The organism is Streptomyces sp. NPDC017940, from assembly GCF_044328435.1.
GTDB lineage: Bacteria > Actinomycetota > Actinomycetes > Streptomycetales > Streptomycetaceae > Streptomyces.
The window spans coordinates 465,866-486,664 of sequence record NZ_JBIRHJ010000001.1; the positions used below are offsets into that span (position 1 = coordinate 465,866).

The 20,799-nt window shown below is 72.4% G+C and carries 13 protein-coding genes; all 13 read left to right on the forward strand.

Annotated features, from left to right (window positions below; genetic code table 11):
- The first annotated feature begins 83 nt into the window (after positions 1–83).
- The 13 genes from ACH4DX_RS01925 to ACH4DX_RS01985 all read left to right on the forward strand — a co-directional run bounded on the left by ACH4DX_RS01925 (position 84) and on the right by ACH4DX_RS01985 (position 20,619).
- Positions 84–1,637, forward strand: coding sequence for a bifunctional folylpolyglutamate synthase/dihydrofolate synthase (locus ACH4DX_RS01925; protein WP_398116913.1), 1,554 nt, complete (start codon positions 84–86; stop codon positions 1,635–1,637).
- Positions 1,638–1,642: 5 nt separating this feature from the next.
- Positions 1,643–1,993 (forward strand): DUF4233 domain-containing protein, encoded by a 351-nt coding sequence (locus ACH4DX_RS01930; RefSeq protein ID WP_398153644.1) that lies wholly within the window; start codon positions 1,643–1,645, stop codon positions 1,991–1,993.
- Positions 1,994–2,115: 122 nt separating this feature from the next.
- Positions 2,116–2,529, forward strand: a complete 414-nt coding sequence (ndk, locus tag ACH4DX_RS01935) for a nucleoside-diphosphate kinase (RefSeq protein ID WP_398116917.1) — start codon at positions 2,116–2,118, stop codon at positions 2,527–2,529.
- Between the two features lie 291 nt (positions 2,530–2,820).
- A complete protein-coding gene (locus tag ACH4DX_RS01940; protein WP_030362602.1) occupies positions 2,821–3,840 on the forward strand; it encodes a rod shape-determining protein in 1,020 nt (339 codons plus the stop codon).
- Between the two features lie 228 nt (positions 3,841–4,068).
- On the forward strand, positions 4,069–5,100 hold the full coding sequence (gene mreC / locus ACH4DX_RS01945) for a rod shape-determining protein MreC (protein WP_398153645.1): 1,032 nt from the start codon (positions 4,069–4,071) through the stop codon (positions 5,098–5,100).
- 16 nt (positions 5,101–5,116) lie between these two features.
- A complete protein-coding gene (gene mreD / locus ACH4DX_RS01950) occupies positions 5,117–5,791 on the forward strand; it encodes a rod shape-determining protein MreD (RefSeq protein ID WP_398116921.1) in 675 nt (224 codons plus the stop codon).
- Positions 5,792–5,852: 61 nt separating this feature from the next.
- On the forward strand, positions 5,853–8,027 hold the full coding sequence (gene mrdA / locus ACH4DX_RS01955; protein WP_398153646.1) for a penicillin-binding protein 2: 2,175 nt from the start codon (positions 5,853–5,855) through the stop codon (positions 8,025–8,027).
- A 2-nt stretch (positions 8,028–8,029) separates the two neighbouring features.
- Entirely contained in the window at positions 8,030–9,226 is a 1,197-nt protein-coding gene (gene rodA / locus ACH4DX_RS01960) for a rod shape-determining protein RodA (protein ID WP_398153647.1), read from the forward strand.
- Between the two features lie 93 nt (positions 9,227–9,319).
- Entirely contained in the window at positions 9,320–10,930 is a 1,611-nt protein-coding gene (locus tag ACH4DX_RS01965) for a CHAD domain-containing protein (RefSeq protein WP_398153648.1), read from the forward strand.
- An 88-nt stretch (positions 10,931–11,018) separates the two neighbouring features.
- Complete coding sequence (locus tag ACH4DX_RS01970) at positions 11,019–12,962, forward strand: TIGR03960 family B12-binding radical SAM protein (RefSeq protein ID WP_398153649.1); 1,944 nt, start codon at positions 11,019–11,021, stop codon at positions 12,960–12,962.
- Positions 12,963–13,060: 98 nt separating this feature from the next.
- Complete coding sequence (locus ACH4DX_RS01975) at positions 13,061–14,236, forward strand: hypothetical protein (RefSeq protein WP_398153650.1); 1,176 nt, start codon at positions 13,061–13,063, stop codon at positions 14,234–14,236.
- Positions 14,237–14,415: 179 nt separating this feature from the next.
- Positions 14,416–15,216, forward strand: coding sequence for a TIGR03936 family radical SAM-associated protein (locus ACH4DX_RS01980; RefSeq protein WP_398116931.1), 801 nt, complete (start codon positions 14,416–14,418; stop codon positions 15,214–15,216).
- Between the two features lie 261 nt (positions 15,217–15,477).
- Complete coding sequence (locus tag ACH4DX_RS01985) at positions 15,478–20,619, forward strand: Rne/Rng family ribonuclease (protein ID WP_398153651.1); 5,142 nt, start codon at positions 15,478–15,480, stop codon at positions 20,617–20,619.
- Positions 20,620–20,799 lie beyond the last annotated feature (180 nt).

Sequence of the window (20,799 nt, forward strand, 5' to 3'; positions counted from 1 at the left end):
CCTCCCCCTCCCGCCCACGCCCCCGTCCCCCTCCCGGCCCGGTCCCCCCAGGCACTGTCACACCGCCTCCGTAGACTGGGCGTGTGAGCGACCTCCCCCCGAACGACAGCCCCCGCGACGACGAGCGCGGCCCCGCCGACGCCAGCGACGAGATCGACGAGTTCGACGAGCTCGTGGCGGCCGAGACCGGCCGCGATCCCGACCTCGCCGTGATCGAGGCGGGCAGCCGCACCCTGCGCACCCAGGCGGGCCCGCCCGAGGCCGACGTGCCCGCCCGCCCCGCCGACCCGGAGGTGGACAGGGCGCTGCGCCAGGTCGAGACGGAGCTCGCCGACCGCTGGGGCGAGACGAAGCTGGAGCCGTCGTTGCGCCGCATCGCGGCCCTGATGGACGTGCTCGGCGAGCCCCAGCGGGCGTATCCGTCGATCCACATCACGGGGACGAACGGCAAGACGTCCACGGCCCGCATGGTCGAAGCCCTCCTCGGCGCCTTCGACCTGCGCACCGGCCGGTACACCTCCCCCCACGTCCAGTCGATCACCGAGCGCATCAGCCTGGACGGCGCCCCCATGGCCCCCGAGCGCTTCGTCGAGGCGTACGAGGACATCAAGCCGTACGTGGAGATGATCGACGCCAAGGACGACGTCCGGCTCTCCTTCTTCGAGGTCCTCACCGGCATGGCGTACGCGGCCTTCGCGGACGCCCCCGTGGACGTCGCCGTCGTCGAGGTCGGCATGGGCGGCACCTGGGACGCCACGAACGTCATCGACGGCTCCGTCGCCGTCGTCACCCCCATCGACCTGGACCACACCGACCGCCTCGGCAACACGGCCGCGGAGATCGCCGCCGAGAAGTCCGGCATCATCAAGCAGGACGCCACCGTCATCCTGGCCCAGCAGCCGGTCGACGCCGCCCAGGTGCTCCTGAAGAAGGCCGTCGAGGTGGACGCGACGGTCGCGCGCGAGGGCCTGGAGTTCGGGGTCACGGCCCGTCAGGTCGCCGTCGGCGGACAGCTCCTCACCCTGCGGGGCCTCGGCGGGGCGGCCAACGAGTACACCGAGGTGTTCCTGCCGCTGCACGGCGAGCACCAGGCGCACAACGCCGCAGTGGCCCTCGCCGCCGTCGAGGCCTTCTTCGGCGTCGGCGCCCAGCACACCCGGCCGCTGGACATCGACACCGTCCGCAAGGCCTTCGCCTCCGTCGCCTCGCCCGGCCGCCTCGAAGTGGTCCGGCGCTCGCCCACCGTCGTCCTCGACGCCGCGCACAACCCCGCGGGCGCCCGCGCCGCCGCCGCGGCGATCGGTGAGGTCTTCGACTTCAGCCGACTCATCGGCGTGGTCGGCGTCAGCGACGACAAGAACGCCCGCGGCATGCTGGAGGCCTTCGAGCCGATCTTCACCGAGGTCGTCGTCACGCAGAACTCCAGCCATCGCGCGCAGAGCGCCGACGCGCTCGCGGCGCTCGCGGTGGAGGTCTTCGGCGAGGACCGGGTGCAGGTCGAGCCGCGTCTCGACGACGCCCTGGAGGCCGCGATCACCCTGGCCGAGGAGGAGGGGGAGTTCGCCGGCGGCGGTGTCCTCGTCACCGGCTCCGTCATGACCGTCGGCGAGGCCCGACTGCTCCTGGGGAAGGGCTGACAGCTGTGCGCACGCTCTGTTCGTCGACGCTGATCGGTGAGTTCTTCGTCATCGGGTTCGCGGGCCTCGTCGCCATGAAGGACCCGGACCTGGAGACGAGCACGGTCTGGACGGTCTGCGGCATCGCCATGGCCCTCTCGGTCCTGCTGTGCGGTATGGCCACCCGTCCGGGCGGCGTCCAGCTCGGCTGGGCGCTCCAGGTCGCGCTGATCTCCAGCGGTTTCATCGTGCCGATGATGTTCTTCATGGGGGCGATGTTCGCCGCCCTGTGGTGGGCCTCGGTGCACTTCGGGCGGAAGATCGACGAGGCGAGGGCCAGGTTCGCCGCCCAGGCCGCCGAAGGGGAGACCGCCTGACCCGGCCGGACGGTGACCGCGGGTGCGGCCGCTGTCACGCCCTGCGCGACGGCGGCCGACCCCGGGTGGGTATCGTGCTCCGCAATCCCACGTGACCGTAAAGCCACTGCTTGGAGCCGCACATGAGCCAGCGCACTCTCGTCCTTCTCAAGCCCGACGCCGTACGTCGAGGTTTGGTCGGCGAGATCGTCGGGCGTATAGAGCGCAAGGCCGACTGGAGGATCAGCGCGCTCGAACTGCGCCACCTGGACCGCGCGACCCTGGAGCAGCACTACGCCGAGCACGTCGGCCGCCCCTTCTACGAGCCGCTCGTCGAGTTCATGCTCTCCGGCCCCGTCGTCGCCCTGGTCGTCGACGGTGAGCGCGTCATCGAGGGCGTGCGCCGGCTCGCGGGCCCGACCGACCCGATCGCCGCCGCGCCCGGCTCCGTCCGCGGCGACTTCGGCGTCATCGTCAGGGAGAACCTGATCCACGCCTCCGACTCCACCGAGTCCGCCGAGCGCGAGCTGAAGATCTTCTTCCCGGGCCTGGTCTGACGGACGCCCGCGACTGACGGCCACGACGTCAGTTCCTCCAGGGACGGCCGGTCCAGACCGGCCGTCCCTCGCCACATGCGGCCCGATCGGGGGAACCCGTGACCCTGATGGCACGTCTCCAGAAGCGGGGCGGCTCATCATCTGCTGACAATGGCGCAGACCCTCGCGCCGTCTTCGTGCGGTCGAGACTACGATGGAAGCCTCCACGCCACTCAGCACCCACCTCGCCTACCTAACAAGCCATCACACGCTCCACTAGGGAAGGCCAGACGCATCCTCATGGGGAACAACATGTCGTTCATCGGCCGTGACATGGCTGTCGACCTCGGGACCGCCAACACGCTGGTGTACGTCAGGGGTCGGGGGATCGTACTCAACGAACCGTCCGTCGTCGCGATCAACACCAACACCGGCGGCATCCTCGCGGTCGGCGCCGAAGCGAAGAAGATGATCGGGCGCACGCCCGGCAACATCGTCGCGGTGCGCCCCCTGAAGGACGGCGTGATCGCCGACTTCGAGATCACCGAACGGATGCTGCGCTACTTCATCCTGAAGATCCACAAGCGCCGTTATCTGGCCCGCCCGCGCGTCGTGGTCTGTGTGCCCTCCGGCATCACGGGGGTCGAGCGCCGCGCCGTCATCGAGGCCTCCTCGCAGGCCGGTGCCCGCCAGGTGCACATCATCGAGGAGCCCATGGCCGCCGCCATCGGCTCCGGTCTGCCGGTCCACGAGGCCACCGGCAACATGGTGGTCGACATCGGCGGCGGCACCACCGAGGTCGCCGTCATCTCCCTCGGCGGAATCGTCACGGCACAGTCCATCCGGGTGGCGGGCGACGAGCTGGACAACGCGATCATCCAGCACATCAAGAAGGAGTACTCCCTCCTCCTCGGTGAGCGCACGGCCGAACAGATCAAGATCACCATCGGCTCCGCGTACGACATGGACGCCGACGAGCACACCGAGATCCGCGGCCGCGACCTCGTCTCCGGCCTGCCGAAGACCGTCGTGATCTCCGCCGCCGAGGTCCGCAAGGCCATCGAGGAGCCGGTCAACGCCATCGTCGACGCGGTCAAGACGACCCTCGACAAGTGCCCGCCCGAGCTCTCGGGCGACGTCATGGACCGCGGCATCGTCCTGACCGGCGGCGGCGCGCTGCTGCGCGGCCTGGACGAGCGGCTGCGCCGCGAGACCGGCATGCCCATCCACATCGCCGAGGACCCGCTGGACAGCGTGGCGCTCGGCTCCGGCAAGTGCGTCGAGGAGTTCGAGGCCCTCCAGCAGGTCCTCGACGCCCAGCCGCGCCGGTGAAGGTGGCGCGAACACCCTGAGAGTGGGTCCGCCGTACGAGTGCCTGCCACTTCGTGCGGCGGATCGTTGATATAGAGGCAACGAAGCAATACAGAGAGATGACCATTCCGCGGAGCACTCGCCTGCCCGCGGTTTCATGGGTTTCCCTGTCAGGGATATGGATGTTCCTGTCGGGGGATTCCGTGGATATCCGTAGATTCCGACTTGAGGAAGGCACGGCCGCCGCACGTGAGGGACACACGAGAGAGCCGGCTGCTCCTGGTGCTGCTGATCGCCATCGCGTTCGCACTGATCACGGTGGACATCCGCGGCGGTGAGGATTCGCCGGTCGACGGTGCCCGCCAGGCCGCCGCCACGGTCCTCGGCCCGGTCGAGAACGGCATGTCGTCCGCCGTCGACCCCATCGGCAACGCGATCGGCGCGGTCCGCGACTCCGGTGACCGCCACGACCGCATCGCCCAACTGGAGCGCCAGAACGCCGCGTTGAAGGCCAGGCTCGGCAGCGACGACCGCAACCGCAGCCGCGTCAGACAGCTCGACTCGATGCTGAAGACGGCGGGCGCGGGCCAGTACGGCATCAAGGGCGCCGAAGTCATCGGCATAGGAGCGGCCCAGGGCTTCTCCTGGACGGTCACCATCGACGCCGGCGCGGACGACGGTCTGAAGCGCGACATGACGGTGCTCAACGGCGACGGCCTCGTCGGCCGCGTCACCACCGTCGGCCCGTCCACCGCCACGGTGCTGCTCGCCAACGACCCCGACTTCACCGTCGGCACCCGCATGGAGAAGACCGACGAGCTCGGCTTCGCCTCCGGCCAGGGCGACCGCCCGCTGCGCGTGCAGATGCTCAACGGCAAGGCCAAGGTCAAGAAGGGCGACCGCCTGGTGACCTTCGGCTCGCAGGCCGACAAGCCGTTCGTGCCGGGCGTCCCGGTCGGCGAGGTCGTCCGCGTCGACCCCTCCGGCGGCGACCTGACCCGCAACGTCTTCGTCCGGCCCTACGTCGGCTTCAGCAAGCTCGACGTCGTCGGTGTCGTCGTCGAGGCCCCGCGCAAGGACCCCCGCGACACGGTCCTGCCGCGCAAGCCCGGGAAACCCAAGCCGGCCCCCACGGTGACGGTCACCGCCACGCCGTCCGGGGACGCCCCGGCCGACGGCACGGGCGACGGCACGGGCGATGGCACGGGCGATGGCACGGCCGACGGTACCGGCGATGGCACAGCCGACGGCAACGGCTACGACAACGGCAACGAGCAGTAGGAGCACTGACACCCCCATGCGCTTCAACCGGATCCTGCTCTCCAGCACCCTCGTCGTCGTCGCCCTCGTCGTCCAGGTCAGCGTCCTCGCCCGGCTCCAGCTGCCCGGCGCCGTACCCGACCTGGTGCTGCTCACCGTCCTCGGCCTCGCCCTGGTGTACGGGCATGTGGGCGGCGCCCTGATCGGCTTCGGCGCGGGCCTGCTCACCGACCTCGCGCCGCCCGCCGACCACGCCGCCGGGCGCTACGCCCTGGTCCTGTGCGTCATCGGCTATCTGGCGGGCCTCGCCAAACCCGAGACCGGGCGGCTGCGCTCGGCCGGCGGCCCGCTCTTCGTCGTGGTCGGCTCCGCCGTCGGCTCGACCCTCCTGTACGCCGGTGTGGGCGCCCTCGTCGGCGACGACGCGGCCCGCCACGTGGGCCTCGGCGGACTGCTCTTCACGGCCGCCCTCTACGACCTGCTGCTCGCGCCCTTCACCATCCCGCTGATCATCGCCCTCGCCCGGCGCGCCGAGAACGACCCGCTGGGGGACTCCACCACGGGCGCCAAGGCCGCCGACGTCTCCTCCGGCTGGCTCTCCTCGGGCACCGGCCTGAGCATCGGCAACCAGCGCGGCGCGGGCCTCAGGATGAAGGCGGCCAGGGCCCGGGTGGCCCGCGCCGGACGCATCAAGGGGGTCAAGCGCCTGTGAGCGCGACGAAGCCCACGTACCAGCCGTACCAGCCGACGCACCACGGGGAGGGCCCGCAGCAGTGACCAACATCCCCGAGACGGGCCGCACCCCCCGCGTCCAGGTCCGCCTCGTCATCATCCAGATCCTCGTCGTCTCGCTGCTCCTCACCCTCGGCGGCAGGCTGTGGTACCTCCAGGTCCGCAACGGCAGCGAGTACGCCGAGGAAGCCTCGGGGAACCACGTGCAGCAGGTCGTCCAGCCCGCCGTGCGCGGCTCGATCCTCGACGCCCGCGGCGTGCCCATCGCCGACAACCAGACCCGGCTCGTCGTCTCCGCGTCCCGCACGGACCTGATGAAGATGAAGGACGACGGCAAGAGCGTCCTGGACAAGCTCGCAGGCGTCCTCGCCATGAGCCCCAAGGACGTCGCCGACAAGGTCCGCCTCTGCGACTCCAAGACGCCCCAGCCCTGCTGGAACGGCTCGCCCTACCAGCCCATCCCGATCACCGACGAGGCCACGCCCAAGCAGGCCCTCCAGATCCGGGAGCGCTCGGAGGACTTCCCCGGCATCACCGCGGAACCCACCGCCGTACGCCGCTACGGCGCCCCTGGCAAGTCCAACACCGCCCAGGTGCTCGGCTACCTCTCACCCGTCACCGACGAGGAGATCAACAAGGCCAAGGACTCCGACTCGCCGTACCTGCGCTCCGACCAGGTCGGCCGCTCGGGCCTGGAGCGCACCTACGACAAGCAGCTGCGCGGCAAGGCCGGCGTCACCCGCTACGAGGTCGACAACCTCGGCCGGGTCATGGGGAAGGCCGACTCCGATCGGGCCAGGCCCGGCTCCAACGTCGTCACCAGCATCGACGCGCGCGTACAGGCCGTGTCCGAGTACTGGCTGAACGAGGCGATGAAGAAGGCCCGCGACGAGTTCGACGACAACACCGGCGAGAACTACAAGGCCGACGCGGGCGCCGTCGTCGTCATGGAGAACAAGACGGGCCGCGTCGTCGCCATGGCCTCCAACCCCAGCTACGACCCGAACGCCTGGGTCGGCGGCATCTCCGGCAAGGACTACGCCAAGCTCACCGGCAAGAAGTCCAACTACCCGCTCCTGAACCGGGCCATCCAGGGCCAGGCGGCCCCCGGCTCGATCTTCAAGGTCATCCCGACCGCCGCCGCCGTCAACGCGGGCTACGAGTTCAACGGCCGCTACCCCTGCCCCAGCTCGTACTCGATCGGCGGACAGGTCTTCAAGAACTTCGAGTCCCAGGGCCACGGCTCCATCACGCTCGGCCAGGCCCTCGAGGTCTCCTGCGACACCGTCTTCTACAAGCTCGCGCACGACCAGTGGGCCAAGGACGGCGGCAACAAGCCGAAGAAGGACGCCGCCGACTGGTTCTACAGGACCGCGCACCAGTTCGGCCTCGGCAAGGAGACCGGCATCGACCTCCCCAACGAGGTCACGGGCCGCGTCCCCGACCGCCAGTGGAAGAAGAACTACTGGAAGGCCAACAAGGACGCCTGGTGCAAGCAGGGCAAGAAGCGCGGCGAGTACGCCGAGCGCATCGCCTACGAGAACTGCCTCGAAGGCATGAAGATGCGCGCCGGTGACTCCGTCAACTACTCCATCGGCCAGGGCGACACCCTCGTCACGCCGATACAGATGGCCACCATCTACTCCGCCATCGCCAACGGCGGCACCATGTACGACCCCACCGTCGGCAAGGCGATCATCAGCGCCGACGGCAAGCGCGTCGAGGAGATCGCCCCCAAGGCGCACGGCAAGCTGCCCATGGACGCGGCGCTGCGCAAGGACATAGACGGTGCCCTCGCGGACGTCGCCACCAAGGGCACCGCGGCCTGGCGGTTCGGCGGCTGGCCGCAGGACAGGATCCCGATGCACGCCAAGACCGGCACCGCCGAGGTCTACGGCAAGCAGACGACGTCGTGGTTCGCGACGTACACCAAGGACTACTCGATCGTGATGACGATCTCCCAGGGCGGTACGGGCTCCGGCGCGTCGGGACCCGCCGTGCGCAAGATCTACGACGCGATCTACGGCCTGGACGACAGCGGCAAGCAGGACCTGAAGAAGGCCCTGCTGCCCGAGCCGCAGAAGACCCTGCCCAAGATCCAGCCCGACGGCTCCATCGACGCCCCGAAGATCAAGCCGTTCAAACCCGCCGAGCCCGAGGAACCGACCGAGCAGACCGGACTTGCCGGGCCCCCGGCGAATGCGAGGCGTGACTAGCCATGGCCGGCACCGGAGGTTTCTCCGTCTCGGGCTACGGTCCCGAACGCTCCACGATGTCCCGTCTATTCGCCCGCGACTCGATACTGCGCCGGCTCGACTGGGTGATACTGCTCTGCGCCCTCGCGCTGTCCGTGATCGGCTCCGCGCTCGTCTACTCGGCGACCCGCAACCGCACGGAACTCGTCGGCGACGACCCGTACGCCTTCGTGCTCAAGCACGTCATGAACATCGGCATCGGACTCGCCCTGATGGCCGGCACGATCTGGCTCGGCCACCGCACCCTGCGCACGGCCGTGCCGATCCTCTACGGCCTCTCCGTCTTCCTGGTGCTGCTCGTCCTCACCCCGCTCGGCGCCACCATCAACGGCGCCCACGCCTGGCTGGTGATCGCGGGCTTCTCGCTCCAGCCCTCCGAGTTCGTCAAGATCACCATCATCCTCGGCATGGCGATGCTGCTCGCGGCCCGCGTCGACGCGGGCGACAGGGAGCACCCCGACCACCGCACCGTGGTGCAGGCGCTCGGCCTCGCGACCGTGCCGATAATGATCGTCCTGCTCATGCCCGACCTCGGCTCGGTCATGGTCATGGTGATGATCGTGCTCGGTGTGCTGCTCGCCTCCGGCGCCTCCAACCGGTGGGTCTTCGGCCTGCTCGGCGCCGGCGTCCTCGGCGGTGTCGCCATATGGAAGCTCGGCGTCCTCGACGACTACCAGATCGCCCGCTTCGCGGCCTTCGCCAACCCCGCCCTGGACCCGGCGGGCGTCGGCTACAACACCAACCAGGCCCGCATCGCGATCGGCTCGGGCGGCCTGACCGGCACGGGCCTGACCAAGGGCTCCCAGACCACCGGCCAGTTCGTCCCCGAGCAGCAGACGGACTTCGTGTTCACGGTCGCGGGCGAGGAGCTCGGCTTCGTCGGCGCGGGCGCGATCCTGCTCCTCCTCGGCGTCGTGCTCTGGCGGGCCTGCCGCATCGCCCGAGAGACGACCGAGCTGTACGGCACGATCGTCGCCGCCGGGATCATCGCCTGGTTCGCCTTCCAGGCCTTCGAGAACATCGGGATGACGCTCGGCATCATGCCGGTCGCGGGCCTGCCGCTGCCGTTCGTGTCGTACGGCGGGTCCTCCATGTTCGCCGTCTGGGTGGCGGTCGGCCTACTCCAGTCGATCAAGGTGGAGCGGCCGCTGTCCGCCTGAGGACCGCGTCCGGGACGCCCACCGGGGGCGTCCCGGACACGGCCGTCCGTACCGCACCTGTTTAGGTCCCCGGATCCCGTCTAGGTTCATGTCATGGCGGACACCAAGAGCGAAGCGGACAGGAAGCCCCGAACCGGTACCAGGACCAAGCGCGAGATCGAGCGGAAGTACGACGCGGCGGCCGACGGCACGCTGCCCGACCTCACCGGCGTCGGCGGCATCGCCGACGTCGTGGGCCAGGGCGTCACCGACCTCGACGCCGTCTACTACGACACTCCCGACGAGCGCCTCGCCGCTGCCTCCATCACGCTGCGCCGCCGCACCGGCGGTGCCGAGGCGGGCTGGCACCTGAAACTTCCCGTCGCCCACGGCACCCGCGACGAGGTGCACGCGCCGCTCTCCGGCAACTCCGGTGACTCCGGCGGCTCCGACGAGGTGCCGGAGGCCCTGCGCGACCTCGTCCGCGCCCATGTGCGCGGCGCCGACCTGGCCCCCGTCGTCCGCCTGCGCTCCGCCCGCGACGTCCACCACCTCCTCGGCGGGGACGGCGCCGTGCTCGCCGAGATCAGCGTCGACGGCGTACTCGCCGAGCGGCTCGGCACCGGCTCCGGCACCGTCGCCTGGACGGAGATCGAGGTCGAACTGGCCGACGGCGGCGACCCCGCGCTGCTCGACAAGGTGGACAAGAAGCTGCGCAAGGCGGGCGTCAAACCCTCGGCGGCCGCGTCGAAGCTGGCGCGGGCCCTGGCCGAGACGGCGACGGGCGGACCCGGCCGGGCGGGCGGCGCCGCGGCGCGCGAGAAGCCACGGACCACCGACGGTACGGCGGGCGGCCACGTCCTCGCCTACTGCCGCAAGCAGCGCGACGCCCTGCTGTCCTGGGACGTCGCCGCGCGCCAGGACCTGCCCGACTCCGTCCACAAGATGCGGGTGGCGACGCGCCGCCTGCGCAGCGCCTTCAAGTCGTACCGCAAGGTCCTCGACCGCACGGTCACCGACCCCCTGGGCGACGAACTGAAGTGGCTGGCCGCCGAACTGGGCGTGGACCGCGACCGCGAGGTCCTCCTCGAACGCCTCACGGCCGCCGTCGACGAGGTGCCCCGCACCCTGCTCCTCGGCCCGGTGCGGGCCCGGTTGCAGGTCTGGGGGGTCGCGGGCCGCGCCGACGCCAGGCAGCTGACGCTCGCCGTCCTCGACAGCGAGCGCTATCTGCGGCTCGTCGACCGCCTCGACGCCCTCCTCGCCGACCCGCCGCTGCGCGAGGCCGCCGCGGCCCCCGCCGCCGACGTCCTGCCGGGGGTCCTGCTCAAGGACTACGGCCGGCTCGCGGGACGCGTCGGCGACGCCCTCTCCCTCGCCCCCGGCCAGGAGCGGGACACGGCCCTGCACGAGGCCCGCAAGGCCGCCAAGCGCGCCCGGTACGCGGGCGAGGCGGCGAAGCCCGCCCTCGGCGGGCCCGCGGCCCGCTTCGCCAAGCGCATGAAGGCCGTGCAGACGGTGCTCGGCGAGCACCAGGACAGCGTGGTGGCCCGCGGGACCCTGCGGGACCTCGCCGTGCAGGCGCACGCCGCGGGGGAGTCCGCGTTCGTCTGGGGCCTGCTGTACGGCAGGGAGGAGGCGGACGCGGCGGCGGGGGAGCGGGAGCTGCCCGAGGTGTGGGAGCGGGCGGCGCGGCCGAAGGTGCGCTCGGCGCTCGGCGGCTGATCCGCGTTGGTCCGATCGCGTGACGAGAGGTGGCCCGCGGCCACGTTAGGCTTGAGGGTCACCCCTGTCAGCTCACGAAGGTCCAGCGATGTCTGTCGAGTCGGTTTTCCCGCAGCTCGAAGCCCTGCTCCCGCATGTGCAGAAGCCGATCCAGTACGTAGGCGGTGAACTCAACTCCACCGTCAAGCCGTGGGACGAGTGCGACGTCCGCTGGGCCCTGATGTACCCGGACGCGTACGAGGTCGGCCTGCCCAACCAGGGCGTCATGATCCTGTACGAGGTGCTCAACGAGCGCGAGGGCGTCCTCGCCGAGCGCACGTACAGCGTGTGGCCCGACCTCGAGGAGCTGATGCGGGAGCACCGGGTCCCGCAGTTCACGGTGGACAGCCACCGCCCGGTGAAGGCCTTCGACGTGTTCGGCCTGTCCTTCTCCACGGAGCTCGGCTACACCAACATGCTCACCGCCCTGGACCTCGCGGGCATCCCGCTGGAGTCCAAGGACCGCACGGTCGACGACCCGATCGTGCTCGCGGGCGGCCACGCGGCCTTCAACCCCGAGCCCATCGCCGACTTCATCGACGCCGCGGTCATCGGCGACGGCGAGCAGGCCGTGCTCGACATGACGGAGATCATCCGCACGTGGAAGGCCGAGGGCCGCCCCGGCGGGCGCGATGAGGTGCTCCTGCGCCTCGCGAGGACGGGCTCGGTGTACATCCCCGGGTTCTACGACGTCGAGTACCTCCCCGACGGCCGCATCGGCCGTGTCGTACCGAACAGGTCCGGTGTCCCGTGGCGGGTGTCCAAGCACACCGTCATGGACCTCGACGAGTGGCCCTACCCCAAGCAGCCCCTGGTCCCGCTCGCCGAGACCGTCCACGAGCGCATGTCCGTGGAGATCTTCCGCGGCTGCACGCGCGGCTGCCGCTTCTGCCAGGCGGGCATGATCACCCGCCCGGTGCGCGAGCGCTCCATCACGGGCATCGGCGAGATGGTCGACAAGGGCCTGAAGGCGACCGGCTTCGAGGAGGTCGGCCTGCTCTCCCTGTCCTCCGCCGACCACACCGAGATCGGCGACATCGCCAAGGGCCTCGCGGACCGGTACGAAGAGGACAAGATCGGCCTGTCCCTGCCCTCCACCCGCGTGGACGCCTTCAACGTCGACCTCGCCAACGAGCTGACCCGCAACGGCCGCCGCTCGGGCCTCACCTTCGCCCCCGAGGGCGGCAGTGAGCGCATGCGCAAGGTCATCAACAAGATGGTCTCCGAAGAGGACCTGATCAGGACCGTCGCCACCGCCTACGGCAACGGCTGGCGCCAGGTGAAGCTGTACTTCATGTGCGGCCTGCCCACCGAGACCGACGAGGACGTCCTCCAGATCGCCGACATGGCGATGAACGTCATCCAGAAGGGCCGCGAGGTCTCCGGCTCGAACGACATCCGCTGCACGGTGTCGATCGGCGGCTTCGTGCCGAAGCCCCACACCCCCTTCCAGTGGGCCCCGCAGCTCTCCTCCGCGGAGACCGACGCCCGCCTGGAGAAGCTCCGCGACAAGATCCGCGGCGACAAGAAGTACGGCCGTTCCATCGGCTTCCGCTACCACGACGGCAAGCCCGGCATCGTCGAGGGCCTGCTCTCCCGCGGCGACCGCCGCCTCGGCGCCGTCATCCGCGCCGTCTACGAGGACGGCGGCCGCTTCGACGGCTGGCGCGAGCACTTCAGCTACGACCGCTGGATGAGCTGCGCCGACAAGACGCTGCCGGAGATGGGCGTCGACGTCGACTGGTACACCACCCGCGAGCGCACCTACGAAGAGGTCCTGCCCTGGGACCACCTGGACTCCGGCCTCGACAAGGACTGGCTCTGGGAGGACTGGCAGGACTCGCTCGACGAGACCGAGGTCGACGACTGCCGCTGGACGCCCTGCTTCGACTGCGGTGTGTGCCCCGCCATGCAGACGGAGATCCAGGTCGGCCCCACCGGCAAGAAGATGCTGCCGCTCACCGTGGTCGACAGGACGCCGGTGACCGGCTGACCCTCCCGCACCTCCCGCACACGACGCCCACCTCGGCAACCGCCGAGGTGGGCGCGGATCTGTGGAGCCGTGGCGGCTCCGCGTGCGTCTAGGACGACATGGACCTGGAAAAACGGCCCGCGACGGATCCGAGGACACGGCCCGCGGCGCCACCGGCGGAGTCGGCCCCCGCACCCCCTCCCGCGCCGCTGCCCGACCGGCCCGCCGCGCGGGCGGAGGGCTGTCTCGTGGTGGCGATCCGACTGCCGGTGCGGCTCCTCGCGCTGGTCCTCGTGGTGCCGGTGCGGCTGCTGTGGGACGCCCTCGTCGTCGTGGGACGCGTGCTGCGGGACACCGTCCTGCGGCCCGTCGGCCGGGCGCTCGCCTGGCTGGGGCACACGCTCGTGGTGGTGCCGCTGGGGGCGCTGTGGCGGTACGTCCTCGCTCCGGTGGGCCGGGCGCTCGGCTTCGCCGCGGTGTTCGTCGGCAAGTGCCTCTTCGTCTGGCCCTGGGTGGGGTTGTGGCGGTTCGTGGCCGTGCCGGTCGCCGTCGGCGTCGGATGGCTGCTGCGGATGCTGCTCGTGGTGCCCGCGGTGTGGCTGTACGCGTATGTCCTCACCCCCGTCGGACACGGTCTGGCCTGGATGGCGCGGATGCTCGGCGCCGGGGCCGCGGGGCTCGGGCGTGGCGTCCTCTGGGTGCTGCGGATGCTGCTCGTGGTGCCTGCCGTGGCGCTCTGCACCTGGGTGCTCGTTCCGGTGGGGCGGGCGCTCGCGTGGGTCGCCCGCGGGGTGGCCGCCGGGGTCGTGTGGCTGCTGCGGGGCGTCGTGCTCGTGGTGGGGACACTGCTGCGGTGGATCTTCGTGGTGCCCGCAGTGGCCCTGTGGCGGTGGGTGCTCGCGCCCCTCGGGCGGGGTGTCGCCGTCGTGGCGCGGGAGGTCGGGGACGCGCTCGGACACGCCTGGCGGGTCGCCGGGTACGTGGCGCGGGCCGTCCGGCGGTTCCTGGGACAGCTCCTCGGGTGGATCTTCGTCGACCCCGCCCGCTGGGTGTACCGCACCGCGCTCACCCCGGTCGGACACGCCGTACGCGACCTGGTGTGGCGGCCCGCCGCCGACGCCGCACGGGCCGTCGGCCGCAGCACCCGCCAGGCCGTCGCCGCCGCCCGGCAGAGCGTGCGCCAGGCCCGCGCCGATGTCCGGCGGGCCCTGTTCGGCGCACCGAAGGAGCGGGTACCGGTGGGTGAGGTGCCGTCGGCCCGGCGGGGACCCGGGGACGTGAAGCGCGTACTCTAGGACACAGGGTCCGGCGCGAAATGTCCCCGCGAGCGTGGGGGCGGTCCGGACCGACCACTGGGCAAGCGCCAGCCCGGGCGTGCTCCCCGCGACTGCGGGGACGGCGTCCCGGACCGCGTACACGAGGAGAAGTTCCCCTGGGCAAGCGACAGCCCGAAGGCCCGCCGCCCGCACCCGCGGTGCAGCGCATCCGTCTGCGCTACACCAAGCGCGGCCGCCTCCGGTTCACCAGCCACCGTGACTTCCAGCGCGCCTTCGAGCGGGCGTTGCGCCGCGCCGAGGTGCCCATGGCGTACTCGGCGGGGTTCACCCCGCACCCCAAGGTGTCGTACGCCAATGCCGCACCCACCGGCACGGGCAGTGAGGCCGAGTATCTGGAGATCGCGCTCACCGAGCACCGCGACCCGCGCACGCTGTGGGAGCTGCTCGACGAGTCGCTGCCCGACGGACTCGACATCACGGACGCCGTCGAGGCCCGCACCTCCGGCCTCGCCGACCGGCTCACCGCCTCCGTGTGGGAGCTGCGGCTGGACGGCGTGGAGCCCGCGGCCGCCGAGCGCGCCGCGGCCGCCTTCCGCGCCGCCGACACCGTCGAGGTCCAGCGCCGTACGAAGAACGGCATGCGGACCTTCGACGCCCGCGCCGCCGTGGTGAGCCTGGACACCGTCGGCGCGGAGGCGCTCGCCTCCCGTGCCGATAGGCCGAGCGACAAGCCCTGTGCGATACTGCGGCTGGTTGTACGGCACGTGACACCTGCCGTCCGACCCGACGACGTCCTGTCCGGTCTCCGAGCTGTGGCCGACCTGGCGCCGCCGGTCCCCGCAGCGGTGACCAGGCTGGCGCAGGGGCTTTTCGATGACGAGACCGGCACGGTGACCGACCCGCTCGCGCCCGACCGCGAGGCAGTCACGGCCGCCCCGGCCGATCGGCACCCCCGATCAGGGGCCGCCGATTCTGCCACCGCGACGGCGCCGGCGTAAGGAAGGTCCCGCGCGGGGACGCTCGCCGGAAACACCGCAGCGCCACCCTCGTACTCGGGAGCCACCTGGGTCGGGCGGCGCACCGACAGAAGACTTTCGCCAGGCCGTACGCCCACGGGGCATACGGAACCGGTGACAAGACACAGAGAGCTCCCGTGCGGCGCCCACGCCCCCGGACGGCGGCCCCGCGCAGCAAGCGCGAGCCGCGGATACCTCCGGTACAGGCGCGGCGCCCGGGAGCGTGACGGGAGAACCGCCCGCATGCTTGAGCCGAACGACCCCACCGAGGGATCGAACAACAGCACCCCCAGCGACACCCTGCCCCCGCGCCGCAGGCGCCGGGCGGCGTCGCGCCCCGCGGGCCCGCCCGCGGGCAGCGCCACGGACGCCGCGCCGGCCATACCGGCCGCCCCCGCCGCCGCTTCCGTCGACCCCGAGGTGGCCGACGTGGACGCCGAGGAACTGGACGAGACGGCCGCGGCCGCCGCGGCGTCCGCTGCGCCTTCCGAGACGCCTTCCGAGGCCTCTGCGACCGCTGCTCCTGCGGCTGAGTCCGCCGCCGAGCCGGTGGCCGCCGCCGAGGAGGCGGCGCCCGCCGCGCCCGCGCGTACGCGTCGCCGTGCGACCCGCCGGGCGTCGGCGCCGGTCGGTTCGCCGCAGTCCGGCGGGGCTGGTTCGGCCGCGGTGCCGACTGCCGAGCCGGTCGCGGCCGATTCTGCTGCGGCTGAGCCTGCTGCGGCCGAGACGCCCGCCGTCGAGTCTGCCGCCGCTGAGTCTGCCGCTGCCGAGCCGGTGGCCGCGGAGGAGGCTGCGCCCGCGCGTGCGCGTCGTCGTGCGACTCGCCGGGCGTCGGCGCCGGTCGGTTCGCCGCAGTCCGCCGGGGCGGGTTCCGCCGCGGTGCCGACCGCCGAGCCTGCTGCGGCCGAGCCGGTCGCGGCCGAGACGCCCGCCGCCGAGCCCGCCGCCGCCGAGCCGGTGGCCGCGGAGGAGGCTGCGCCCGCGCGTGCGCGTCGTCGTGCGACCCGCCGCGCGTCGGCGCCCGTTGGTTCGCCGCAGTCCGCCGAGGCGGGTTCCGCCGCGGTGCCGAACGCCGAGCCGGTCGTGGCCGAGCCTGCCCCCGAGCTTGCTGCGGCCGAGACGCCCGCCGCCGAGCCTGCCGCCGCCGAGCCGGTGGCCGCGGAGGAGGCCGCGCCCGCGCGTACGCGTCGTCGTGCGACCCGCCGCGCTTCCGCCCCCGCCGGTTCGCCGCAGTCCGCCTCGGCGGCCGAGCAGCCGGTGGCCGCCGCTGCCGAGAGCACCGGTGGCACCGAGAGCGTCACGGCGCCCGCCGCGCAGGCGGAAACGTCCGCTGTCGCTGCCGAGGATGGGGGGCCGCGTCGTTCGCGTCGGCGTGCGACGCGTGGTGCGTCGGCGCCTGTTGCCGATGCACAGGTCGCGGACACCGCGCAGAGCGCCGAGGCTTCGCAGGTTGCGGATGTCGTCGAGGCCGGGGCTGACGAGGTCCCCGCTGCCGCTGCCGAGGATGGCGGGCCGCGTCGTTCGCGTCGGCGTGCGACGCGTGGTGCGTCGGCGCCTGTTGCCGATGCGCAGGTCGCGGACACCGCGCAGGCCGCCGAGGCCCCGCAGGCCACGGATGCCGCCGAGACCAAGGCCGACGAGGCCCCCGCCGCTGAGGCGGACGCCGCGCCGCGTCGTGGCCGGCGTCGTGCCACCCGCGCCGAGGCGCAGGCCGCCGAGGCCGTGCGGAGCGAGGTGCCGGAGCAGACGGAGCAGGCGGAGCAGGCCGAAACCGCCCCGCGGCGGGCCGCCCGCGCGGCCGACGCCCCCGAGCAGGCCGAGGCCGACGCGCCGCGTGGCCGTGCGCGCCGCAGGGCCACCCGTAAGGCCGCCGCCGGTTTCACGGCTCCCGCCGGTCCTGACGCGCAGTCCGGTGACGGCTCCGAGCGGCGCCCCGCGCGGCCCGCTGTCGCCGTCTTCCAGGCGCCCGTCTTCGCCGAGCCGATGTTCCAGACCCCGGAGCGCGCCGCCGCCGCGGCCGCCGCCGAAGCGGCCGAGCAGCCCGCCGAGGCCGCGCCCGCCGCCGAGGAGGAGACCACTCCGCGCCGCCGTCGCCGCCGTCGCGCCGCGGACGAGCAGCCCGCCGCAGCGACGCCCGTCGACGAGCCCGCCGCGACCGCCGTCCAGGAGCCCGCAACGGAGACCGGGGGCGCCGTGGACGAGGCCTCCGCGGCCGAGGACACGGCGGACAGCGACTCCGCCGACACCGCGGACGGCGCAGATGACGCCGAAGGCGCCGACGGCGTTGACGGCGCGGACAGCGAGGAAGGCTCCGAGCGGCACGGTCGGCGCCGCCGCCGCGGTGGCCGGCGCCGCCGTCGCGGTGAGTCCGCCGACGCGGACGAGGACGCCCCGTCCGCCGAGGACACCGACGAAGCCGACGAGGCGGCCGACGACGCCGACAGCGCCGACCGGCCCGACGACGTCGAGGACTCCGAGGAGTCCGGCGGGGGCTCGAGCAGCAGCCGTCGCCGCCGTCGCCGTCGCCGCCGTGCCGGTGACAGCGCCGAGAGCGAGCCGGGCGACGGCGACCCGGAGCGTACGGTCGTCAAGGTCCGCGAGCCGCGCAAGAAGGGCGACGACGCCCCGTCGGACGAGGTGCAGTCCATCAAGGGCTCCACGCGTCTGGAGGCGAAGAAGCAGCGCCGCCGCGAGGGCCGCGAGCAGGGCCGCCGCCGTGTCCCGATCATCACCGAGGCCGAGTTCCTGGCCCGCCGCGAGGCGGTCAACCGGGAAATGATCGTCCGGCAGAACGGCGACCGCACCCAGATCGGCGTCCTCGAGGACAACATCCTCGTGGAGCACTACGTCAACAAGGAGCAGTCGACGTCGTACGTCGGCAACGTCTACCTGGGCAAGGTGCAGAACGTCCTGCCGTCGATGGAGGCCGCCTTCATCGACATCGGCAAGGGCCGCAACGCCGTCCTGTACGCCGGTGAGGTCAACTTCGAGGCGCTCGGCATGGCCAACGGCCCGCGCCGCATCGAGTCCGCCCTGAAGTCGGGCCAGTCCGTGCTCGTACAGGTCACCAAGGACCCGATCGGCCACAAGGGCGCCCGCCTGACCAGCCAGGTCTCGCTGCCCGGCCGGTACCTGGTCTATGTGCCCGAGGGCTCGATGACCGGCATCAGCCGCAAGCTGCCCGACACCGAGCGCGCGCGCCTGAAGACCATCCTCAAGAAGATCGTCCCCGAGGACGCGGGCGTCATCGTGCGCACCGCCGCCGAGGGCGCGAGCGAGGACGAGCTGCGCCGCGACGTCGAGCGCCTGCAAGGGCAGTGGGAGGACATCCTCAAGAAGTCGAAGATGTCCACGACCAGCTCGCCGAGCCTGCTGTACGGCGAGCCGGACATGACCGTCCGCGTGGTCCGCGACATCTTCAACGAGGACTTCTCGAAGGTCATCGTCAGCGGTGACGAGGCGTGGGAGACCATCCACGGCTACGTCGCGCACGTCGCGCCCGACCTGGCGGACCGCCTCCAGCGGTGGACGTCCGAGGTCGACGTCTTCGCGACGTACCGGATCGACGAGCAGCTCGCCAAGGCGCTCGACCGCAAGGTGTGGCTGCCGTCGGGCGGCTCCCTCGTGATCGACAAGACCGAGGCGATGGTGGTCATCGACGTCAACACCGGCAAGTTCACCGGTCAGGGCGGCAACCTCGAAGAGACCGTCACCAGGAACAACCTGGAGGCGGCCGAGGAGATCGTGCGCCAGCTGCGCCTTCGCGACCTGGGCGGCATCGTCGTCATCGACTTCATCGACATGGTCCTCGAGTCCAACCGGGACCTGGTCCTGCGGCGGATGCTGGAGTGCCTGGGCCGGGACCGGACGAAGCACCAGGTCGCCGAGGTGACCTCGCTCGGCCTGGTCCAGATGACCCGCAAGCGGGTGGGCCAGGGCCTCTTGGAGTCCTTCTCCGAGACCTGCGTGCACTGCAACGGCCGCGGCGTCATCGTCCACATGGACCAGGCCACGGCGCCGGGCGGTGGCGGCGGCAAGCGCAAGAAGCGCGGGCGCGGCGGCGACCAGGCCGGTCCGCACGAGCACACCCACGAGCACGCGCACGAGGCCGCCGACACAGCCGGGGCCGGGACCGCCGAGACGGTGGCCGAGGTCGCCGCGGAGATCGCGGAGCCGATCGCGCTGCCCGAGCCGGCGTTCGTGCCCGACGAGGAGCTGTACAGCAGCCCGGCCGAGGCCGAGGCCGCCGCTTCCCGCGGTCGTTCGCGGCGCCGTGCCACGCGCCGTGCGTCCGCTCCGGCGGGTGCGCCCAGGTCGGAGTCAGAGTCGGAGACGGAGGCGGCCGAGGTTACGGAGCCGACGCCGTCCGCCGAACGCCCCGAGCGGGCCGAGAAGACCGGACGGGCGGAGAAGAAGGCCAAGTCCCGTGCGGCCAGGGCCAGGGCGAGGGCGGAGGCGGACGCCGTGGAGGCTCCGGCTCCCCTTGAGGAGCAGGTGGAGCCCGCCGAGCCCGTGGATGCGGTGGAGGCCCCCGCGGCCCCTGCGGCTCCCGCCGCCCCCGTCGCGGAGCCGACCCCGACCCCGACCGCGGCTGTGGCCGAGGCGGAGGCTCCCGCGGCCGTCGAGGACGACGCGGCTCCCAAGGGGCGTACGCGTCGGCGTGCGACCCGTAAGGCGACGGCTCCGGCGGGTTCGCCGAAGGCGGCGGCCGACAGCGCCGAGGTGATCATCGCGGAGCCGGCGAGGCCGGAGCCCGTGGAGGCCGAGCCGGTGGCCCCGGAAGCGGTGGCCGCGCCGGCCACCGAGGCGCCCGCGGCCCGTCCGCGCCGTCGTGCGGTGCGCAGGGCGACCGCGCCGACCGCGTCCGCGGAGGCGGCCGTCATGGTCGTACCGTCGCCGGACAAGCCGGCGGCTGCCACGGAGTCCCCGGCACCTGCCGGGTCCACCGCGGAGCAGCCGGCCGCTGCCGCCGACACCGCTGAGGAAGCCGCTCCTGCGGCCAAGAAGGCCGCCCGCAAGACGGCCAAGAAGGCGACCGCCAAGAAGGCCGCGACGAAGAAGACCGCGGCCAAGAAGACGGCGACGAAGAAGGCCGCCTCCAAGGAGACGGCCACTTCGGAGCCGCCCGCCACGGAGGCGACCGCTGCGGAGCCCACCGCTACGGGGGCCACTGCTTCGGAGGCGACCGCTTCGGAGACGGTCACCAAGGAGCCCGCTGCCAAGAAGACGGCCGCCAAGAAGGCGACCGCCAAGAAGACGGCGGCGAAGAAGGCACCGGCCAAGAAGGCGGCTGCCAAGAAGGCACCGGCCAAGAAGACCGCGAAGAAGGCTGTCGCGGCGGAGCAGCAGCAGCCCGAGGCCACGGCCCCGGCCGACGCAGGCTGACCCCGGCCACCCGCCACCCGACCGGTGCCCCCGCACGGCGAACCTGCCGTGCGGGGGCACCGGTGCGTTGGGACCCCTCGGGCGGTTGGGTACGCGGTGTGTCGGGGTCCCACGGGGTCCTTGTCCGGTGCGGCTAGGTACGCGGTGCGCTACGGGGTCCCTGTCCGGGGCGGCTAGGTA